Genomic DNA, 13,777 nt, shown 5'->3' with positions numbered 1-13,777 from the left:
CCAGAGAAGGAATCCCGAGATGGCAACTCGTCTGATCGTCGAGCAGTTCGACCCGGTGCGCCCCAAGCCCGGCGGCATCGACACCTGCATCCGCGGACTCGTCAAATTCGCCCCCGAGGACGAGGTGATCCGGATCGCCGGCGTCGACGCGATCGGCGACAAGGTCCTCGGCCAGTGGAAGGAGTACGAGATCGGCGGCCGCCGCTTCGAGTTCATGCCGCTGGTGCAACTCGACCACGCGAACCTCACCCGGCGCATCCCGCACTCGGTGCGCCTCGCGCAGGGACTGAAGAAGTTCCTGCCGACCAGCGACTTCGACACCGTGCAGACCCACCGCGTGAACGTCGGAGCCGTCGCGCTCCGGCACTTCCGAGGGACCCCGCACGTGCAGTTCATGCACAGCAGCGGCGACGCGAACCTCAAGCAGGGCAGCGTCTCGTTCTTCCGCCGAGCGCGCGGTCTCTACCGGTTCCTCGAGCGCCGCGTGGTGAAGCAGTCCCGCGCCGTCGTCATCTTCAGCAGCGGAGGGGCGGAGCGGCTCCGTCGCCAGTCGGAGTCGGTGCACTTCTCGCCGACCTGGTTCGACCCCACCGAGTTCTACCCGAGCGAGTCGGAGCGCAGCGAGAAGGTGAACGTGCTCTGGGCGTGCCGCATCGAACCGGCCAAGAACCCCGAGCTGGCCATCGCCGCCTTCGCCCTTCTCGACGAGCGCTTCCGCCTCACCGTGGCCGGCAGCGGCACCCTCGAGGGCCGGATGCGCGACGCCGCGGCCTCGGGCGGCATCGCGCACCGCGTCGACTTCCGCGGCGCGGTGCCGAAGGGCGAGGTCGGCGCGCTGATGCGTGAGCACGACCTTCTGCTGATGAGCTCCCGCTTCGAGGGCTTCTCCCGCTCGATCGTCGAGGCACTCGCCACCGGCCTCCCGGTCGCAACCACGCCGGGAGGCGACCCGAATGCGCTCATCGTCGAGGGAGTCAACGGCGCCCGCGCCTCCCAGGACGACCCGGCCGAGCTCGCGGCGGCGGTGGAGCGGGCCAGCCTTGCCTCCGCCGTGACCGCCCGCGCCTCCGTCGAGGAGCTCAACGCTCCTCTCATCGTCGACACGATCCTGAGCAAGTAGGGGTGAGTATGAAGATCTTCGTGCCCGTTGTCGGGCAGTACGAGAACATCGGCGACATCGTCCTGCGTCGAGAGCTCGTCGAGTGGCTGAGTGGTCTCGGCGAGATGCACGCCTACGTCGGCAACTCTCCCGCCTCCTACGACGAGGCCCTCGACCTCCCCGCCGACGTCATCACCTACAAGGGTGTCGGCGGATGGGCGAAGGCGCTCGTCACGAGCCTCCGACGCGGCGAGTGCGTGGCCTACGTCTACAAGCCCGGCGAGATCCAGCTCACCTGGCGCGGTCTCAAGGAGCACATCGGACTGCTCCCACTCGTCGTCGCGACGCGCCTGCGTCGCGGTCTCGTGATCCGGGTCGGGGCCGGCTCGCGCAACTTCGACCGCCTCCCGACGGCGGTCTTCCGCTCCACCCTTGGGCTCAGCCACTACACGATGTGGCGCGACGTGCGCACGGCCGACCGGCTCGGGCACGGGGGAGTGATGCCCGATCTCGGTTTCGGACAGGCGGGCACCGAGCGGTCGGAGTCGAACGAACGCACGCGCCTCACCGTCACTATGCGAGGCGATCGTGTACCGCCGTCACCCCAGTGGCGGCAGGCGGTCGCGCAGGTCGCGGCGGAGCGCGGTCTGTGCCTCACCGTCGTCACTCAGGTAGAGCGTGATGAGCCGCTGATGGCCGAGCTCGCTCGGGAGTGGGGAGCCGACTACGTGAGCTGGGGCTCCCGCTCGCACAGGGACCAGGAGGAGGAGGTGCGCCGCGCCTTCGCGCAGTCGGCGCTCGTCGTCAGCGACCGCCTCCACGCCCTGATCGTGGCCGTCGCCGAGGGCGCCGACGTGACCTCCGTCGCAGACTCGCCGACCGACAAGATCGAGCGACACTTCGCCGCGGCAGGCATCCCGATCGTCGTCTACGACGCGCAGCACCGCTCGAAGGAGGACATCCGCGACGCTCTGCGCAGCGCCGAGTCCGTCACCTCGCAGCAGAACGCCCTCCGGGGCGCCGTCGAGCAGCTGGCCGAAGTCCGTACCGCAGTCCGCACACTCCTGGAGGCACGAGCATGATCGATCTCGCAGAAGGATTCACTGCCACCCGTCCGCGCCTCCTGCTGGCGGCGTCGACCGGTGGGCACCTGGAGCAGCTCTGGCGGCTCTCACAGGGCTCCTCGATCGACCCTGCCTCCGAGTGGGTGACCTTCGACTCCCCGCAGGCCGTGGGACTGCTCTCGGAGTCGCCGCACCACTACATCCCCGAGATCCTGCAGCGCGACGTGCAGGGCGCCGCGCGCGCCGTGCCGCTGTTCCGCCGAATCCTCGCCCAGGGCGACTTCGACGGAGTCGTGAGCACGGGTGCGGCGATCGCGGCGCCCGCGTTCGTCGCCGCACGCTCGCTCCGGATGCCGACTCTCTACATCGAGAGCGTCTCGCGCGTGGAGGGCCCGTCGGTGACCGGTCGCCTCGTCAACCGCACCCGCCTGGCCCGTACTGTCTGGACCCAGCACGAGCACTGGTCCGATGCCCGCTGGTCGTACCACGGCTCCGTCCTCGACTCCTTCGAGTCGTACACCGCACGCGAGAGCATCGTCGACCCGAGCGTCTTCGTGACTCTCGGCACCATCAAGAAGTACCCCTTCCCGCGGCCGATGCGGGCGCTCGCGCCGCTGGTCGGCGATCGCACGGTCTGGCAGCTCGGCGTGACCCCGCCAGCTCCGGGGCTCCGGGGCGAGGTGCTCGGCTTCTTCTCGAGCGCGCGATTCGACGACTCGGCGCGAGACGCCGACGTCGTCGTCAGCCATGCCGGAGTCGGCAGCGTGCTGCGACTGCTCGAGCTCGGGATCTACCCGATCCTGGTGATCCGGCGCTCCCAGCGCGGCGAGCACATCGACGACCACCAGGCGCAGATCGCGCGCTTGCTCTCCGAGCGCGACCTCGCGCTGGTGAGGGAGGCGGATGAGGTCACCGTCGACGACCTCGCTCTGGCCTCGTCCCGCTCGGTTCGTCCTCTCGGGAGCGGACTCGGGATCGCGTCGGGCGACGTGCGCGTATGACCCTGGTCGCGCTGGCCGCGGTCGGGCTGATCGGAGGGCTCGTCGTCTTCTTCATGCCCCGCCATCTGATGCCCGCCCTGGCGCTCGCGGTGCTGGTGGTCCTGCCGGTCGGCTACATGGACATCCCGCGGATCACCGGCCGCTACTTCACTCCGGCTGTCATCATCCTCGCAGTCTGGGTGCTGCGGATGATGTTCGGCGCCCGCGACTCCGACGCGGCACCCGTCAAGATCGGCGCGGTCCTCTGGCTGCCTGTCCTCGGCGTCGTCGGAGTGTCCACCCTCCTCGGCGTCGATCCGGGTATCTCTGTCACCTGGGCTCTGGTCGCGCTGATCTGCGTCGTCCTGCCGTACCACTACGGTCGGATCCGTCGCGATGAGATCTGGCCGTCGTCACAGACGGCCTTCCTCTGGATCGGCGTCTTCATCGGCGGTCTCGCCGTGCTCGACTTCGTCGCCGGGTTCAACCCGTGGTCGTCCCTGTTCTCGTACGACGTGACCGAGAAGGTCTGGTCGGTGTTCCGCACCCGCACGAGTCTGGGCCACCCGCTGGTGACGTCGACCGTCGCGACCATGTGCGCGATGATCGCCCTCTTCGGCTCCGATCGTCGGCGATGGCTCCGGATCACCGCACTACTGGGTTCGGGCGCCGCGGTGATCCTCGCCGTCTCGCGCACCGGAGTCCTCGCTCTCGCGATCGGTCTCGCGCTCGGCTGCTTCGTTCTGCTCTTCAGCTCCTCGCCGAGCAGGCGGACCCGCCGCGTCACGGCGTTCTTCCTGCTCGTCTCGGCGGTCGGTTTCCTCGGCGTGGTCACCAATTCGCCGTTGCTCGACCAGAGGAACGACTCCTCGGGCGGAATCAAGTCCTCGGACTACCGGGAGCAGTCGACCAAGGTCGCTCTGGACCTGATCGAGGACGACTGGCTTCTCGGGACCGGTCCCGGCAACTCTGCGACCGAATTCTCATCGGTGTTCGATGGGCCGCTCGAGAACTCGGTGTTCCAGCTGACGCTGTCGCTCGGGATTCCGCTGGCAGCGCTGGCGCTGGGCGCACTCGCGGTCGTGGTGCTCCGCGTCGCCCGGAGGGGCGACGCCGGCGTTGCGGCCGCGGTCGTCGCCTTCCTCGTGAGCTTGTCGGGCTTCAGCGCGATCGATGTGAACCCGGCACTGCTCGCGCTGCTCACTCCGCTGATGTTCCGCGCCGGTCAGCTGATCAGCGCCCCATCTCCGGACGGAACTCCCTCGACACCTCACGCGTCGTCGGCCACTCCCGCAGCGCTCGCTCGCGGAACGTCGCGGTCTCGCCGATGACTCGGGCGGGGTTCCCGCCGACGATGGCACCGGACGGGACCGACTTGGTCACGATCGAGCCGGCGGCCACGATGCATCCCGATCCGATGCGCACGCCGGGGAGGATCGTCGAGCGGGCTCCGATGAAGGAGTCGTCGCCGATGGTGATCGGCGCCAGTCGGTATCGGCGCCCCTTCTCGTCGTTGGCCAGCCAGCCGGCACCGTCGTGCGTGATGAAGAGCACTTCGCTACTCACCGTCACCCGGTCTCCGATGGTGAGCAGGTCGTATTCGGAGCGGACCTGGCAGGAGACGATCCGGCAGCCTTCGCCGACCTTCACGCCGAGCGCGCGAGCCGCCGCCGATCGGCCCAGCCGACGCGAAAGGATGCGCCAGCGCCACTGCGGGGGGAGCTTGCCGGTGAGTCTGAGCAGGAGAGGCATTCGGACTTCCTTCGTGATCGGATATCCGAATCATAGAGCTCATGAGCCCGGCGAGACACAGGACCACACGAGGAGAGAACCATGAAGTCGACGATTCGCACCATGAGTGACATCCCGTACCACTACCTCGTCGATGCCGAGAAGGTCGGTCGCGCGACGAGTGCTCGTACACTTGTTGTGACCACGGCGAGATTCTGCATCGGAAGCCATCGGAATGATGTGCTGATCACGAGTCAGGGCGCACGGACGGTACTCGGACTCATTCTTCTGAGCGCCTACCTCTTCGTGACTCGGCAGAAGAAGCTCGTGCTCGTCGAGTTCCTTCCCGGACGCCGGGGCGCGGTCGTCGCATTCCTCTACCGGATGCTCCTGCCGCGCGTCGTGCGGGGGGCGCAGACGATGACCGAGTGGGAGCGGGAGCACCTCGCGAACCAGTACGGCTTCGCGCAGGAGCAGCTCGTCCACATCCCGTTCTACTACTCGGACGACCGTGACGGCGTGGCGGGGCCGGTGGGCCCCGATCAGCGACGGGGTGTCATGTCGAGCGGTCGCAATTCCTGCGACTGGAAGACCCTGATCGCGGCTGCGGACGGCCAGGACTGGGATCTCCGGATCTTCTGCAACGACGACGAGGCGGCCTCTCTGGCGGCCGAAGCTCAGAGAGCGGGAGTGACGATATCAGGACGGGTTCCTCGCGCGGAGCACGATTCGGTGATGGCGCACTCCACTCTTTTCATTCTCGCTCTCATCGATAGCGACAAGAGTGCGGGACACGTCCGGCTCATGAGTGCCGCGACCTTCGGAACGCCTGTCGTGGCGACCGATGCAGTGGGTATTCGAGGGTACGAGGATCTAGCGGTCGCGGTCACTCCGGTCGCCGACCATATCGCCCTCCGAGAAGCGGTCAACTCGCTTCTCGCCGATGCTCCCGAGCTGGCTGAGAGGAACGAGAAGGTATCGTCGATCGCGCGTCGGAGACCGTACTCCCGATACGAGGACGACCTGCGCGCCTTCTTCCTCGCGAGCGCTTCGGGCGGCTGAGCTAGCAGGCCCGCGCCGAGGCGGGGCGATGAGAGGGAGAGGACAGGAGCCGGAGTGACCAGGAGCAGGCGGACTCGATCGCGCAGGCGGGGATCGATCGCGGTGTCCCTCTGCGCAGTCGTCGCCGTCCTCGCGGGCTGCACGCCGCAACCGACTCCCGCGCCGACCTCCTCTTCCACCCCCACCGGCGCGCGCTCCGACGGCCTCGAGACGTATCTCGACGGCCGGTCCTACCTCCGCGGTGTCAACATCTACACGCTCCAGCAGCAGCGCGCGATCTCGACCTCGCGGGTGAAGCCCGACAATCAGGCGTCGTACGACTACCTCGCGAGCCGGGGTGTCAGCATCGTCCGCCTCGCGGTGCCGTGGCAGCGGCTGCAGCCGTGGAAGCCCGGCGAAGACGTCCGCGAGGCTCTCGACGCACCCGTCGACTCCGCGTACCTCGACCTGATCGCCGAGCAGGTCGAGCGCGCCGGGGCGGCGGGGATCCGCGTGGTCCTCGATCTGCACAACAGCTGCGCCTATCCGTGGGGGACCGGCGCCGCGCCGGAGGGCACGATCTACTGCGGCGGCGACCTGACGACAGACGACGTGCGCAAGGTCTGGCGTGCGATCTCCGACCGGTTCGCGGACGACCCGCGGGTGGCCGCCTACAACCTCTTCAATGAGCCTCGCGGCAGCAAGACCGGAGCGCCGGCCTATTTCCAGTACATGCAGACGGTCGTCGACGACCTCCGCGAGCGCGGCGACACCCATGCGATCTGGATCGACTCGATCCTCGGTTCGAGCTTCGCGGCCGACGCCGCGAACGGTCCCCCCGTCACCGATCCGCTGAACGCGATCGTCTACTCCCAGCACTTCTACCTCCACGACGGCACGCGGAAGAAGCTGCTCGATTCGATGACGACCTTCGGTGAGTGGTGCTCCGATCAGGGTGTGCACTGCGCGATGGGCGAGCTCGGCTGGCAGTCCGATTCCGACTCCGACGATCGGCAGACCTTCGAGCTGGCGTATCGGCTCGCTGACGAGTACGAGCTCGACGTCACCTACTTCGCGGCGACGAGCGTCGCCGACCCGAAGGGCCTGATCGCCTACTCCGCCCGGCCCGGGAGTTCCACCATCTCGGTCCGGCACTCGCAGGCGTCGGTGATCGAGGCGCATCCGTCCCGGTGAGGGTCAGTTCTGGCAGGCCAGGTTCGAGATCCCCGACGCTCCCGGATCGTTGTCGCACCCGACGATGTTGCCGTAGACCAGCACTGTCATGCGGGCGAAGTACCCGCTGGGAGCTGTGGTGAAGCTGTTGCCGAATATCTCGTTGTCCCAGCCGAACTGGTCTTCCGAGGCATAGACCTGGATGCCGTCGCGCTTGGCGGTGACGATCGTGTTGCCGGTCACGACCCACGAGTTGCCGAGGATCACGAGGGGTGATTCGTGGTCGGGTCCCATGCCCGAACTGTCGACGGAGTTGTCGAGGATCCAGCCGTCGAACGTTCCGGCCTTCGCCTCGATCGCCTCCGCGGTGGTGTCGGTGATGGTGTTGCCCGCGATGATGTTGCGGCTCGATCCGTCGGGGAGGCAGTTGCTGAAGGTGCAGCGGTTGTCCTCCGCGGTGCCGATGTAGACCCCCTCGCCGTACTCCGGGCGGACGCGGCCCGTCCCGTCGATGATGTTCCCGGTCACGAAGCTGTCGGTGGTGGTCGAGCGGAGGTGCACGCCCTCGTCCCCGATGTTCTCGATCTTCAGGTGCGACACGATGACGTGGTCGCTCCCGGCGACCATGACACCCTTCGTGGAGTTGCGGATCGAGAAGCCGACCAGGTTCACGTAGCTGACCGAGGAGAGGAGCAGCGCGCGGGCCTCCGAGGTCGATCCTGCGTCGAGGACGGCGTTGCGGTCTCCGCAGATCCACACCGGAGCAGCTGCGGTCCCCGACTTGGTGGCCGTGAACGAGTCGGCGTAGACGCCGGCCGTGAGCCGGATGACTGTCCCCGGCCCAGCTGCGTTCAGCGCTGCCTTCAGCTGGTTCGCGGTCGAGACGGTCACGGTCGCGGCCGGGCAGTCCGCGAGGGTCGGGCTCTGGATGACAGGCATCGATGGAGCCGTCATCGAGGCGGTCGGCGTGCCGGGCGATTCGTTCCCGCTCGCATCGACCGCGATCACCTTGTACTTGAACCGGCCCTCCGGAGTCAGACCCGCGTCGTAGTAGCTGGTCCCCGTGATGAGCGCCGCTTGCACTTGGATCCACGTCGTGCTGGTGGTGGGGGTGCGGAGCAGGCGGTAGCCCACGACGTCGGAGGCGCTGCTCGCCGTCCAGGTGATCCGGGCACCGGTCCCCTCGGGGCCCACGGTGAGACCCGTGGCGGCCACGGGTGCCGTGACGTCGGGGACGACGAAGGAGTCGAGCGTCATGTTGCGACCGATCGCCGCGTCGTTCTTCGAGTCCGTCCGCACCACCCGCACCGTGTGCACGGCGTCCGGGAGACCGCCCACCCGATAGACCGTCTGCTTGTACAGAGTGGTGGCCGAGTAGAGGTCGACCGAGGTGACCTTTACCCCGTCGAGGTAGACGTCCGCGATGCCCGAGGACGAGTTTTTCCGCGCGGTCCACGACACTCCGGTTCCCGTGAAGGAGAGCTCGGCATAGCCTGCGCTCGTGAGCTGCGAGTAGCTCCCGCCGCTGTCCGGGGGAGAGGCTGTGACGGCCCAGCTGCCCGAGAGCGTCACCGCGGGGGAGTCGTTCTCGTACGTCCCCGGCCCGACCGTGTTCTGCGACGTCGTGACCGAGGCGGAGGAGGTCCGCGGCGAGGCGTTACCCGCCCAGTCGATCGCAGTGAGCTGGTACTTGTAGCCGGCTCCCGGCTGCAGTCCCGCGTCGGGGTAGCTTGTCCCGGTGACGCCCGCCGCAGGCGTGATCAGCGTCCACGTCACCGTGCCGCTGGGTGCGCGGTAGATCCGGTACCCGGTGACGTCGGACTCGGGGCTGGCCGTCCAAGTGATCCTCGCGCCCGTACCCTCGGGGACGGCCGTGACTCCACTGGGGGCGGAGGGTGCGGTGATGTCGGCGACGACGAGGGAGTCGAGGGTGATGTTGCGCCCGATCGCGCTGGCGTTCTTCGTGCCCGTGTACACGATCCGCAGGGTGTGGTCGCCGTCGGGGAGGCCACTGACCTGGTACACGGTCTGCCGGTACTGGGTCGAGGCCGAGTAGAGGTCGACCGAGGCGACCTTGGTCCCGTCGATCAGCACGTCGGCGATGCCGGAGGACTGGTTCTTGCGCGCCGTCCACGAGACACCGGTGCCCCCGAAGGACAACTCGGCGTAGCCGGTGGTGGTCAGCTGTGAGAACGTGCCGCCGCTGTCCATCGTCGACGTGACGGTCTTCCAGGTGCCGGTGTAGGTGATCGCGTCGTCATCGTTCTCGTACGAACCGGGACCGACCGAGGCGATCGCCATGGTCATGCTGGCGGACGCGGTGCGGGCGGAGGTGTTACCCGACGCGTCAAAGGCGGTCAGCTGGTACGAGTAGGTCTGGCCCGGCTGCAGTCCGCTGTCCAGGTGACTGGTGCCGGCGACTCCGGCGGCCGGGCTGATCTGCGACCAGGCCGAGCCCCCGGTGCTGCGGTAGACGCGGTACCCGGCGACGTCCGCCTCGGGGGTCGCGTTCCAGGTGACGCGGGCGGCGGTCCCCTCCTGCGTAGCGGCGAGCCCGGTCGGGGTCGACGGAGCAGTGACATCGGGCACGACGAACGCGTCGAGCGTGATGTTGCGCCCGATCGCGCTGGTGTTCTTGGTGCCGGTGCGCACCACCCGGAGGGTGTGCGCGCCGTCGACGAGTCCGGCGACCTGGTATGCGGTCTGCCGGTACTGGGTCGAGGCCGAGTATAGGTCGACCGAGGCCACCGAGATCCCGTCGAGCAGCACCTCGGCGATGCCGGAGGACTGATTCTTCCGGGCGATCCACGACACCCCGGTGCCGGTGAACGAGATCTCGGCGTAGCCGACGCTGGCGAGCTGCGAGTAGCTGCCTCCGCTGTCCATCGACGACGCGACGGTGTTCCAGGTCCCCGAGAGAGTGAGGTCCGCTGAGTCGTTCTCGTACGTCCCCGGCGCGACCGAGGTGATCGCGGTGGTCACCGACGCGGAGCCGCTGCGCGGCGACGTGTTGCCCGAGCCGTCGAAGGCGACGACCTGGTAGCGGTAGTCGGCGCCCGGCTGCAGCGATCCGTCGAGGAGGCTCGTGCCGGTCGTTCCCGCGGCGGGAGTCACCTCGGTCCAGGAGGTGGACGTGCCCGCGGCCCGGTAGAGGCGGTAACCGGCCGTGTCGGGGTCGGGGCTCGCGCTCCAGGTGACCCGGGCGCCGGTCGCCTCGGGCGTGGCAGCGAGGTCGGTCGGAGTAGCAGGTCCCGTGATGTCGGGGATGACGAAGGAGTCGAGCGTGATGTTCCGCCCGATCGCACTGTCGTTCTTCGTCCCGGTGCGCACGATCCGGAGGGTGTGGGTGCCGGCGGGGAGGCTGTCGATCTGGTAGACCGCCTGCCGGTACTGCGTGCTGCTCGAGTAGAGGTCGACCGTGGTGACGGTGGTTCCATCGAGCACGACGTCAGCGAACCCCGAGGACTGGTTCTTCCGAGCGATCCACGAGATGCCGGTGCCCGTGAACGAGATCTCGGCGTACCCCGCGCTGGTGAGCTGCGAGTAGGAGCCGCCGCTGTCCATCGACGACGAGACGACGGCCCAGGTGCCCGACAGGGTGACGGCCGAGCTGTCGTTCTCATGAGTGCCCGGTGCGACGGCGTTCTGCGGCAGGGTGACGGAGGCGGATGCGCTGCGCGGAGAGAGATTGCCCGCGGCGTCGACGGCGAGGACCTGGTAGTCGTAGCTCGAGCCGGGCGCGAGACCCGCGTCGAGGTAGCTCGTGTCGGCGACGCCGCTGTCGGTGGTGATCTGCGTCCAGGTGCTGCTCCCGCTCGACGCGCGGAAGAGGCGGTAGCCGGTGACGTCGGTGTCGGCGCTCGCCGTCCAGGTGACCCGAGCACCGGTCCCCTCCGGTACTGCGGCGAGATCCGCGGGCGTGGCCGGCGGGGTGATGTCCGAGACGACGAACGAGTCGAGGGTGATGTTGCGCCCGATCGACGCGTCGTTCTTCGTCCCGGTGCGCACGATCCGCAGGGTGTGGCTGCCGTCGGAGAGCCCGTCGACGCTGTAGACGCTCTGCTGGTACTGGGTGCTCGCCGAGTACAGATCGACCGTGGTCACCTTGGTGCCGTCGAGGAAGACGTCCGCGAGCCCGGAGGACTGGTTCTTGCGGGCGACCCACGCGACTCCTGTCGCCGCGAAGGTGATCTCCGCCGAGCCGGCAGTGGGCAGCTGCGAGTACGAGCCGCCGCTGTCCATCGAGGACGACACCGTGTTCCACGTGCCTGTCAGTGTGACGTCCGGCGAGTCGTTCTGGTAGGTCCCGGGCGTCACGGCCGCGGGCGCCGCGACTGCCGGAGTAGCGGCCAGGGGCACCAGGCCGGCTGCGAGCGCCAGCGCGATGACGAGACCGAGCGAGCGGAGGGGATGTCGGGAGGCGAGGAACATGCTCTTCGTGCCTTCTTCTTCAGCGGTGCCGGATAGACCGGGGAGACCGCTCAACAGCGAGAGACCGGGTGAGCCCCAACGTAGGCAGATCGGCTCGCTTCTCAGCAGGAGTGAAGAATGCGTCGGCGCTTCGTCCCTCTAATGAGGCGTCCGCAGAGGGGAGGGCTGACAACACTCGACACCGGTCGCGCGAGCAGCGCACCGGCACGGCGCGTTCGATCGGTCGGACTGATCGCCGAGGGCGTGCAGCCCATCGTCGGCCGGGCCGACCGCGCGGGGTCGCTCGACTCCACGGCGTGGCGACGAGGGGCGGTTCAGCGACGAGGAGCTCGTGCTCGACTCGAGTCGCGGAGTGATGGCCCGTCGGTCTCTGATCCACGGACCGCAGACGCAGCGGAGCGGTCGTCGTCGTGGGACGGCGACCGCTCCGGTCGATACCTCGCCTAGACGGCGGTGGCGGCGGCCTGCGCCGCGTACTTCGCCTCGGTGGCGGCCTTCTGCGGCCGCCACCATGCCTCGTTGTCGCGGTACCAGTGGATGGTCGCGGCGAGTCCGGTCTCGAAGTCGGTGTAGCGGGGCTGCCAGCCGAGCTCGGTGCGCAGGCGGGTGGAGTCGATGGCGTAGCGGAGGTCGTGGCCGGGGCGGTCGGTGACGTGATCGAACGCGTCGGCGGGCTGGCCGGATTCGGTCAGGATCTGCTGGACGACTTCGAGGTTGTTCTTCTCGCCGTCGGCGCCGATGAGGTACGTCTCGCCGATCTGGCCGCGGTCGATGATGGCCCAGACGCCGCTGTTGTGGTCGTCGACGTGGATCCAGTCGCGGACGTTCTCGCCGGCCCCGTAGAGCTTGGGGCGGATGCCGTCGATGACGTTGGTGATCTGGCGGGGGATGAACTTCTCGACGTGCTGGTAGGGGCCGTAGTTGTTGGAGCAGTTGGAGATCGTGGCCCGGACGCCGAAGGAGCGGACCCAGGCGCGCACGAGGAGGTCGCTGCCGGCCTTGGTCGAGGAGTACGGGCTGGAGGGGTTGTAGGGAGTCTGCTCGGTGAACTTCGCGGGGTCGTCGAGTTCGAGGTCGCCGTAGACCTCATCGGTGGAGATGTGGTGGTAGCGGACATCGTGGGCGCGGACGGCCTGCAGGAGCGTGTAGGTCCCGATGATGTTCGTCTCGAGGAAGGGGGAGGGGTCGTTGAGGGAGTTGTCGTTGTGCGATTCGGCAGCGAAGTGCACGACGAGGTCGGAGTCGGAGACGAGGCGGTCGACGAGGGGCGCGTCGGTGATGTCGCCCTCGATGAGGGTGATGCGGTCGGCGACGGGCGCGAGGGAGTCGCGGTTGCCGGCGTAGGTGAGCTTGTCGAGGACCGTGATCCGCGCGTCGGGACGCTCGCGCAGCGTGAGGTGCACGAAGTTGCTGCCGATGAAGCCGGCGCCGCCGGTGACGAGGATTCGCACGAGTACTCCTGCAGATGGGTGTGAACGGGGCGGGGCTTGCCGCTGAGACGTTACCGCACGCCGGCGGAGCGGCCCGGGCCCGTGCTCGCCCTCTCGTCCCCGCCGTCGATGAGCAGTTGCACGAGGTAGGCGCCGTAGCCGCTCTTGACGAGCGGTGCGGCGAGGGTGGCGAGCTGGGCGTCGTCGATCCAGTCGTTGCGCCAGGCGATCTCCTCGATGCAGCCGATCTTGAATCCCTGACGCTGCTCGATGACCCGCACGAACTCCGTCGCCTCGATCATCGAGTCGAACGTCCCCGTGTCCAGCCACGCCGTGCCCCGGTCCAGGACCTGCACGTTCAACGCGCCCGCCTCCAGATACCGCTCGTTCACCGTCGAGATCTCCAGCTCGCCCCGCGCCGACGGCTCGATCGTCTTCGCGATCGCCAGCACCTCGTTGTCGTAGAAGTACAGCCCCGGCACCGCGTAGTTGCTCTTCGGAGCCGCCGGCTTCTCCTCGATCGACAGCGCATGGAAATCCTGATCGAACTCCACCACCCCGTACGCCCGCGGATCCGCGACCTGATACGCGAAGATCACCGCCCCCGTGATGTCCGTGTTCGCCGCCAACGCCGTCCCCAGCGCCGTCCCGTGGAAGATGTTGTCCCCCAGCACCAACGCCACCGACTCGTCGCCGATGAACTCCTCCCCGATCAGGAACGCCTGCGCCAACCCGTCCGGCGACTCCTGCACCGCATACGAGATCGACATCCCCAACGACGACCCATCACCCAGCAGCGACCGGAACNACAGCCATCCTTTCTTTTTT

General features: G+C 68.2%; 9 protein-coding genes and 1 pseudogene. 6 read left to right on the top strand and 4 right to left on the bottom strand.

Annotated features, from left to right (window positions below; genetic code table 11):
* Positions 1-19: 19 nt before the first annotated feature.
* The 4 genes from ASG06_RS18025 to ASG06_RS18010 are packed head-to-tail and all read left to right on the top strand — an operon-like array spanning position 20 to position 4,474.
* Positions 20-1,120: a glycosyltransferase family 4 protein gene (locus ASG06_RS18025; protein ID WP_056044925.1), complete on the top strand. Its 1,101-nt coding sequence runs from the start codon at positions 20-22 to the stop codon at positions 1,118-1,120.
* An 8-nt stretch (positions 1,121-1,128) separates the two neighbouring features.
* Positions 1,129-2,181 carry a polysaccharide pyruvyl transferase family protein gene (locus tag ASG06_RS18020; RefSeq protein WP_056044922.1) on the top strand — a complete coding sequence of 351 codons (1,053 nt, stop codon included), beginning with the start codon at positions 1,129-1,131 and terminating at the stop codon, positions 2,179-2,181.
* Positions 2,178-3,164, top strand: coding sequence for a glycosyltransferase (locus ASG06_RS18015; RefSeq protein ID WP_056044920.1), 987 nt, complete (start codon positions 2,178-2,180; stop codon positions 3,162-3,164). Before ASG06_RS18020 ends, ASG06_RS18015 begins: the two co-directional genes overlap by 4 nt.
* On the top strand, positions 3,161-4,474 hold the full coding sequence (locus ASG06_RS18010; protein WP_056044919.1) for an O-antigen ligase family protein: 1,314 nt from the start codon (positions 3,161-3,163) through the stop codon (positions 4,472-4,474). Before ASG06_RS18015 ends, ASG06_RS18010 begins: the two co-directional genes overlap by 4 nt.
* Here ASG06_RS18010 and ASG06_RS18005 read toward each other — a convergent pair.
* On the bottom strand, positions 4,377-4,895 hold the full coding sequence (locus ASG06_RS18005) for an acyltransferase (RefSeq protein ID WP_082499346.1): 519 nt from the start codon (positions 4,893-4,895) through the stop codon (positions 4,377-4,379). The genes ASG06_RS18010 and ASG06_RS18005 overlap by 98 nt on opposite strands.
* An 81-nt stretch (positions 4,896-4,976) precedes the next feature.
* Here ASG06_RS18005 and ASG06_RS18000 point away from each other — a divergent pair, with 81 nt between their 5' ends.
* Together ASG06_RS18000 and ASG06_RS17995 are read left to right on the top strand one after the other, a co-directional pair.
* A complete protein-coding gene (locus ASG06_RS18000) occupies positions 4,977-5,936 on the top strand; it encodes a glycosyltransferase (protein WP_056044917.1) in 960 nt (319 codons plus the stop codon).
* 102 nt (positions 5,937-6,038) lie between these two features.
* Positions 6,039-7,109, top strand: coding sequence for a glycoside hydrolase family 5 protein (locus ASG06_RS17995; protein ID WP_056044913.1), 1,071 nt, complete (start codon positions 6,039-6,041; stop codon positions 7,107-7,109).
* Positions 7,110-7,112: 3 nt separating this feature from the next.
* Here the strand turns inward: ASG06_RS17995 and ASG06_RS17990 are convergent, their stop codons facing one another.
* The 3 genes and pseudogenes from ASG06_RS17990 to ASG06_RS17980 all read right to left on the bottom strand — a co-directional run.
* Positions 7,113-11,519: a fibronectin type III domain-containing protein gene (locus ASG06_RS17990; RefSeq protein ID WP_056044911.1), complete on the bottom strand. Its 4,407-nt coding sequence runs from the start codon at positions 11,517-11,519 to the stop codon at positions 7,113-7,115.
* Between the two features lie 443 nt (positions 11,520-11,962).
* On the bottom strand, positions 11,963-12,970 hold the full coding sequence (gene rfbB, locus ASG06_RS17985) for a dTDP-glucose 4,6-dehydratase (protein WP_056044910.1): 1,008 nt from the start codon (positions 12,968-12,970) through the stop codon (positions 11,963-11,965).
* Between the two features lie 50 nt (positions 12,971-13,020).
* Positions 13,021-13,756 (bottom strand): annotated as a pseudogene (locus ASG06_RS17980) (sugar nucleotidyltransferase); the annotation flags it as partial.
* Between the last annotated feature and the right edge of the window lie 21 nt (positions 13,757-13,777).

It is taken from the genome of Rathayibacter sp. Leaf185 (assembly GCF_001423885.1).
GTDB lineage: Bacteria > Actinomycetota > Actinomycetes > Actinomycetales > Microbacteriaceae > Rathayibacter.
The sequence above is the reverse complement of the archived record's forward strand: the minus strand, read 5'-3'. Positions and strand labels throughout refer to the sequence as shown.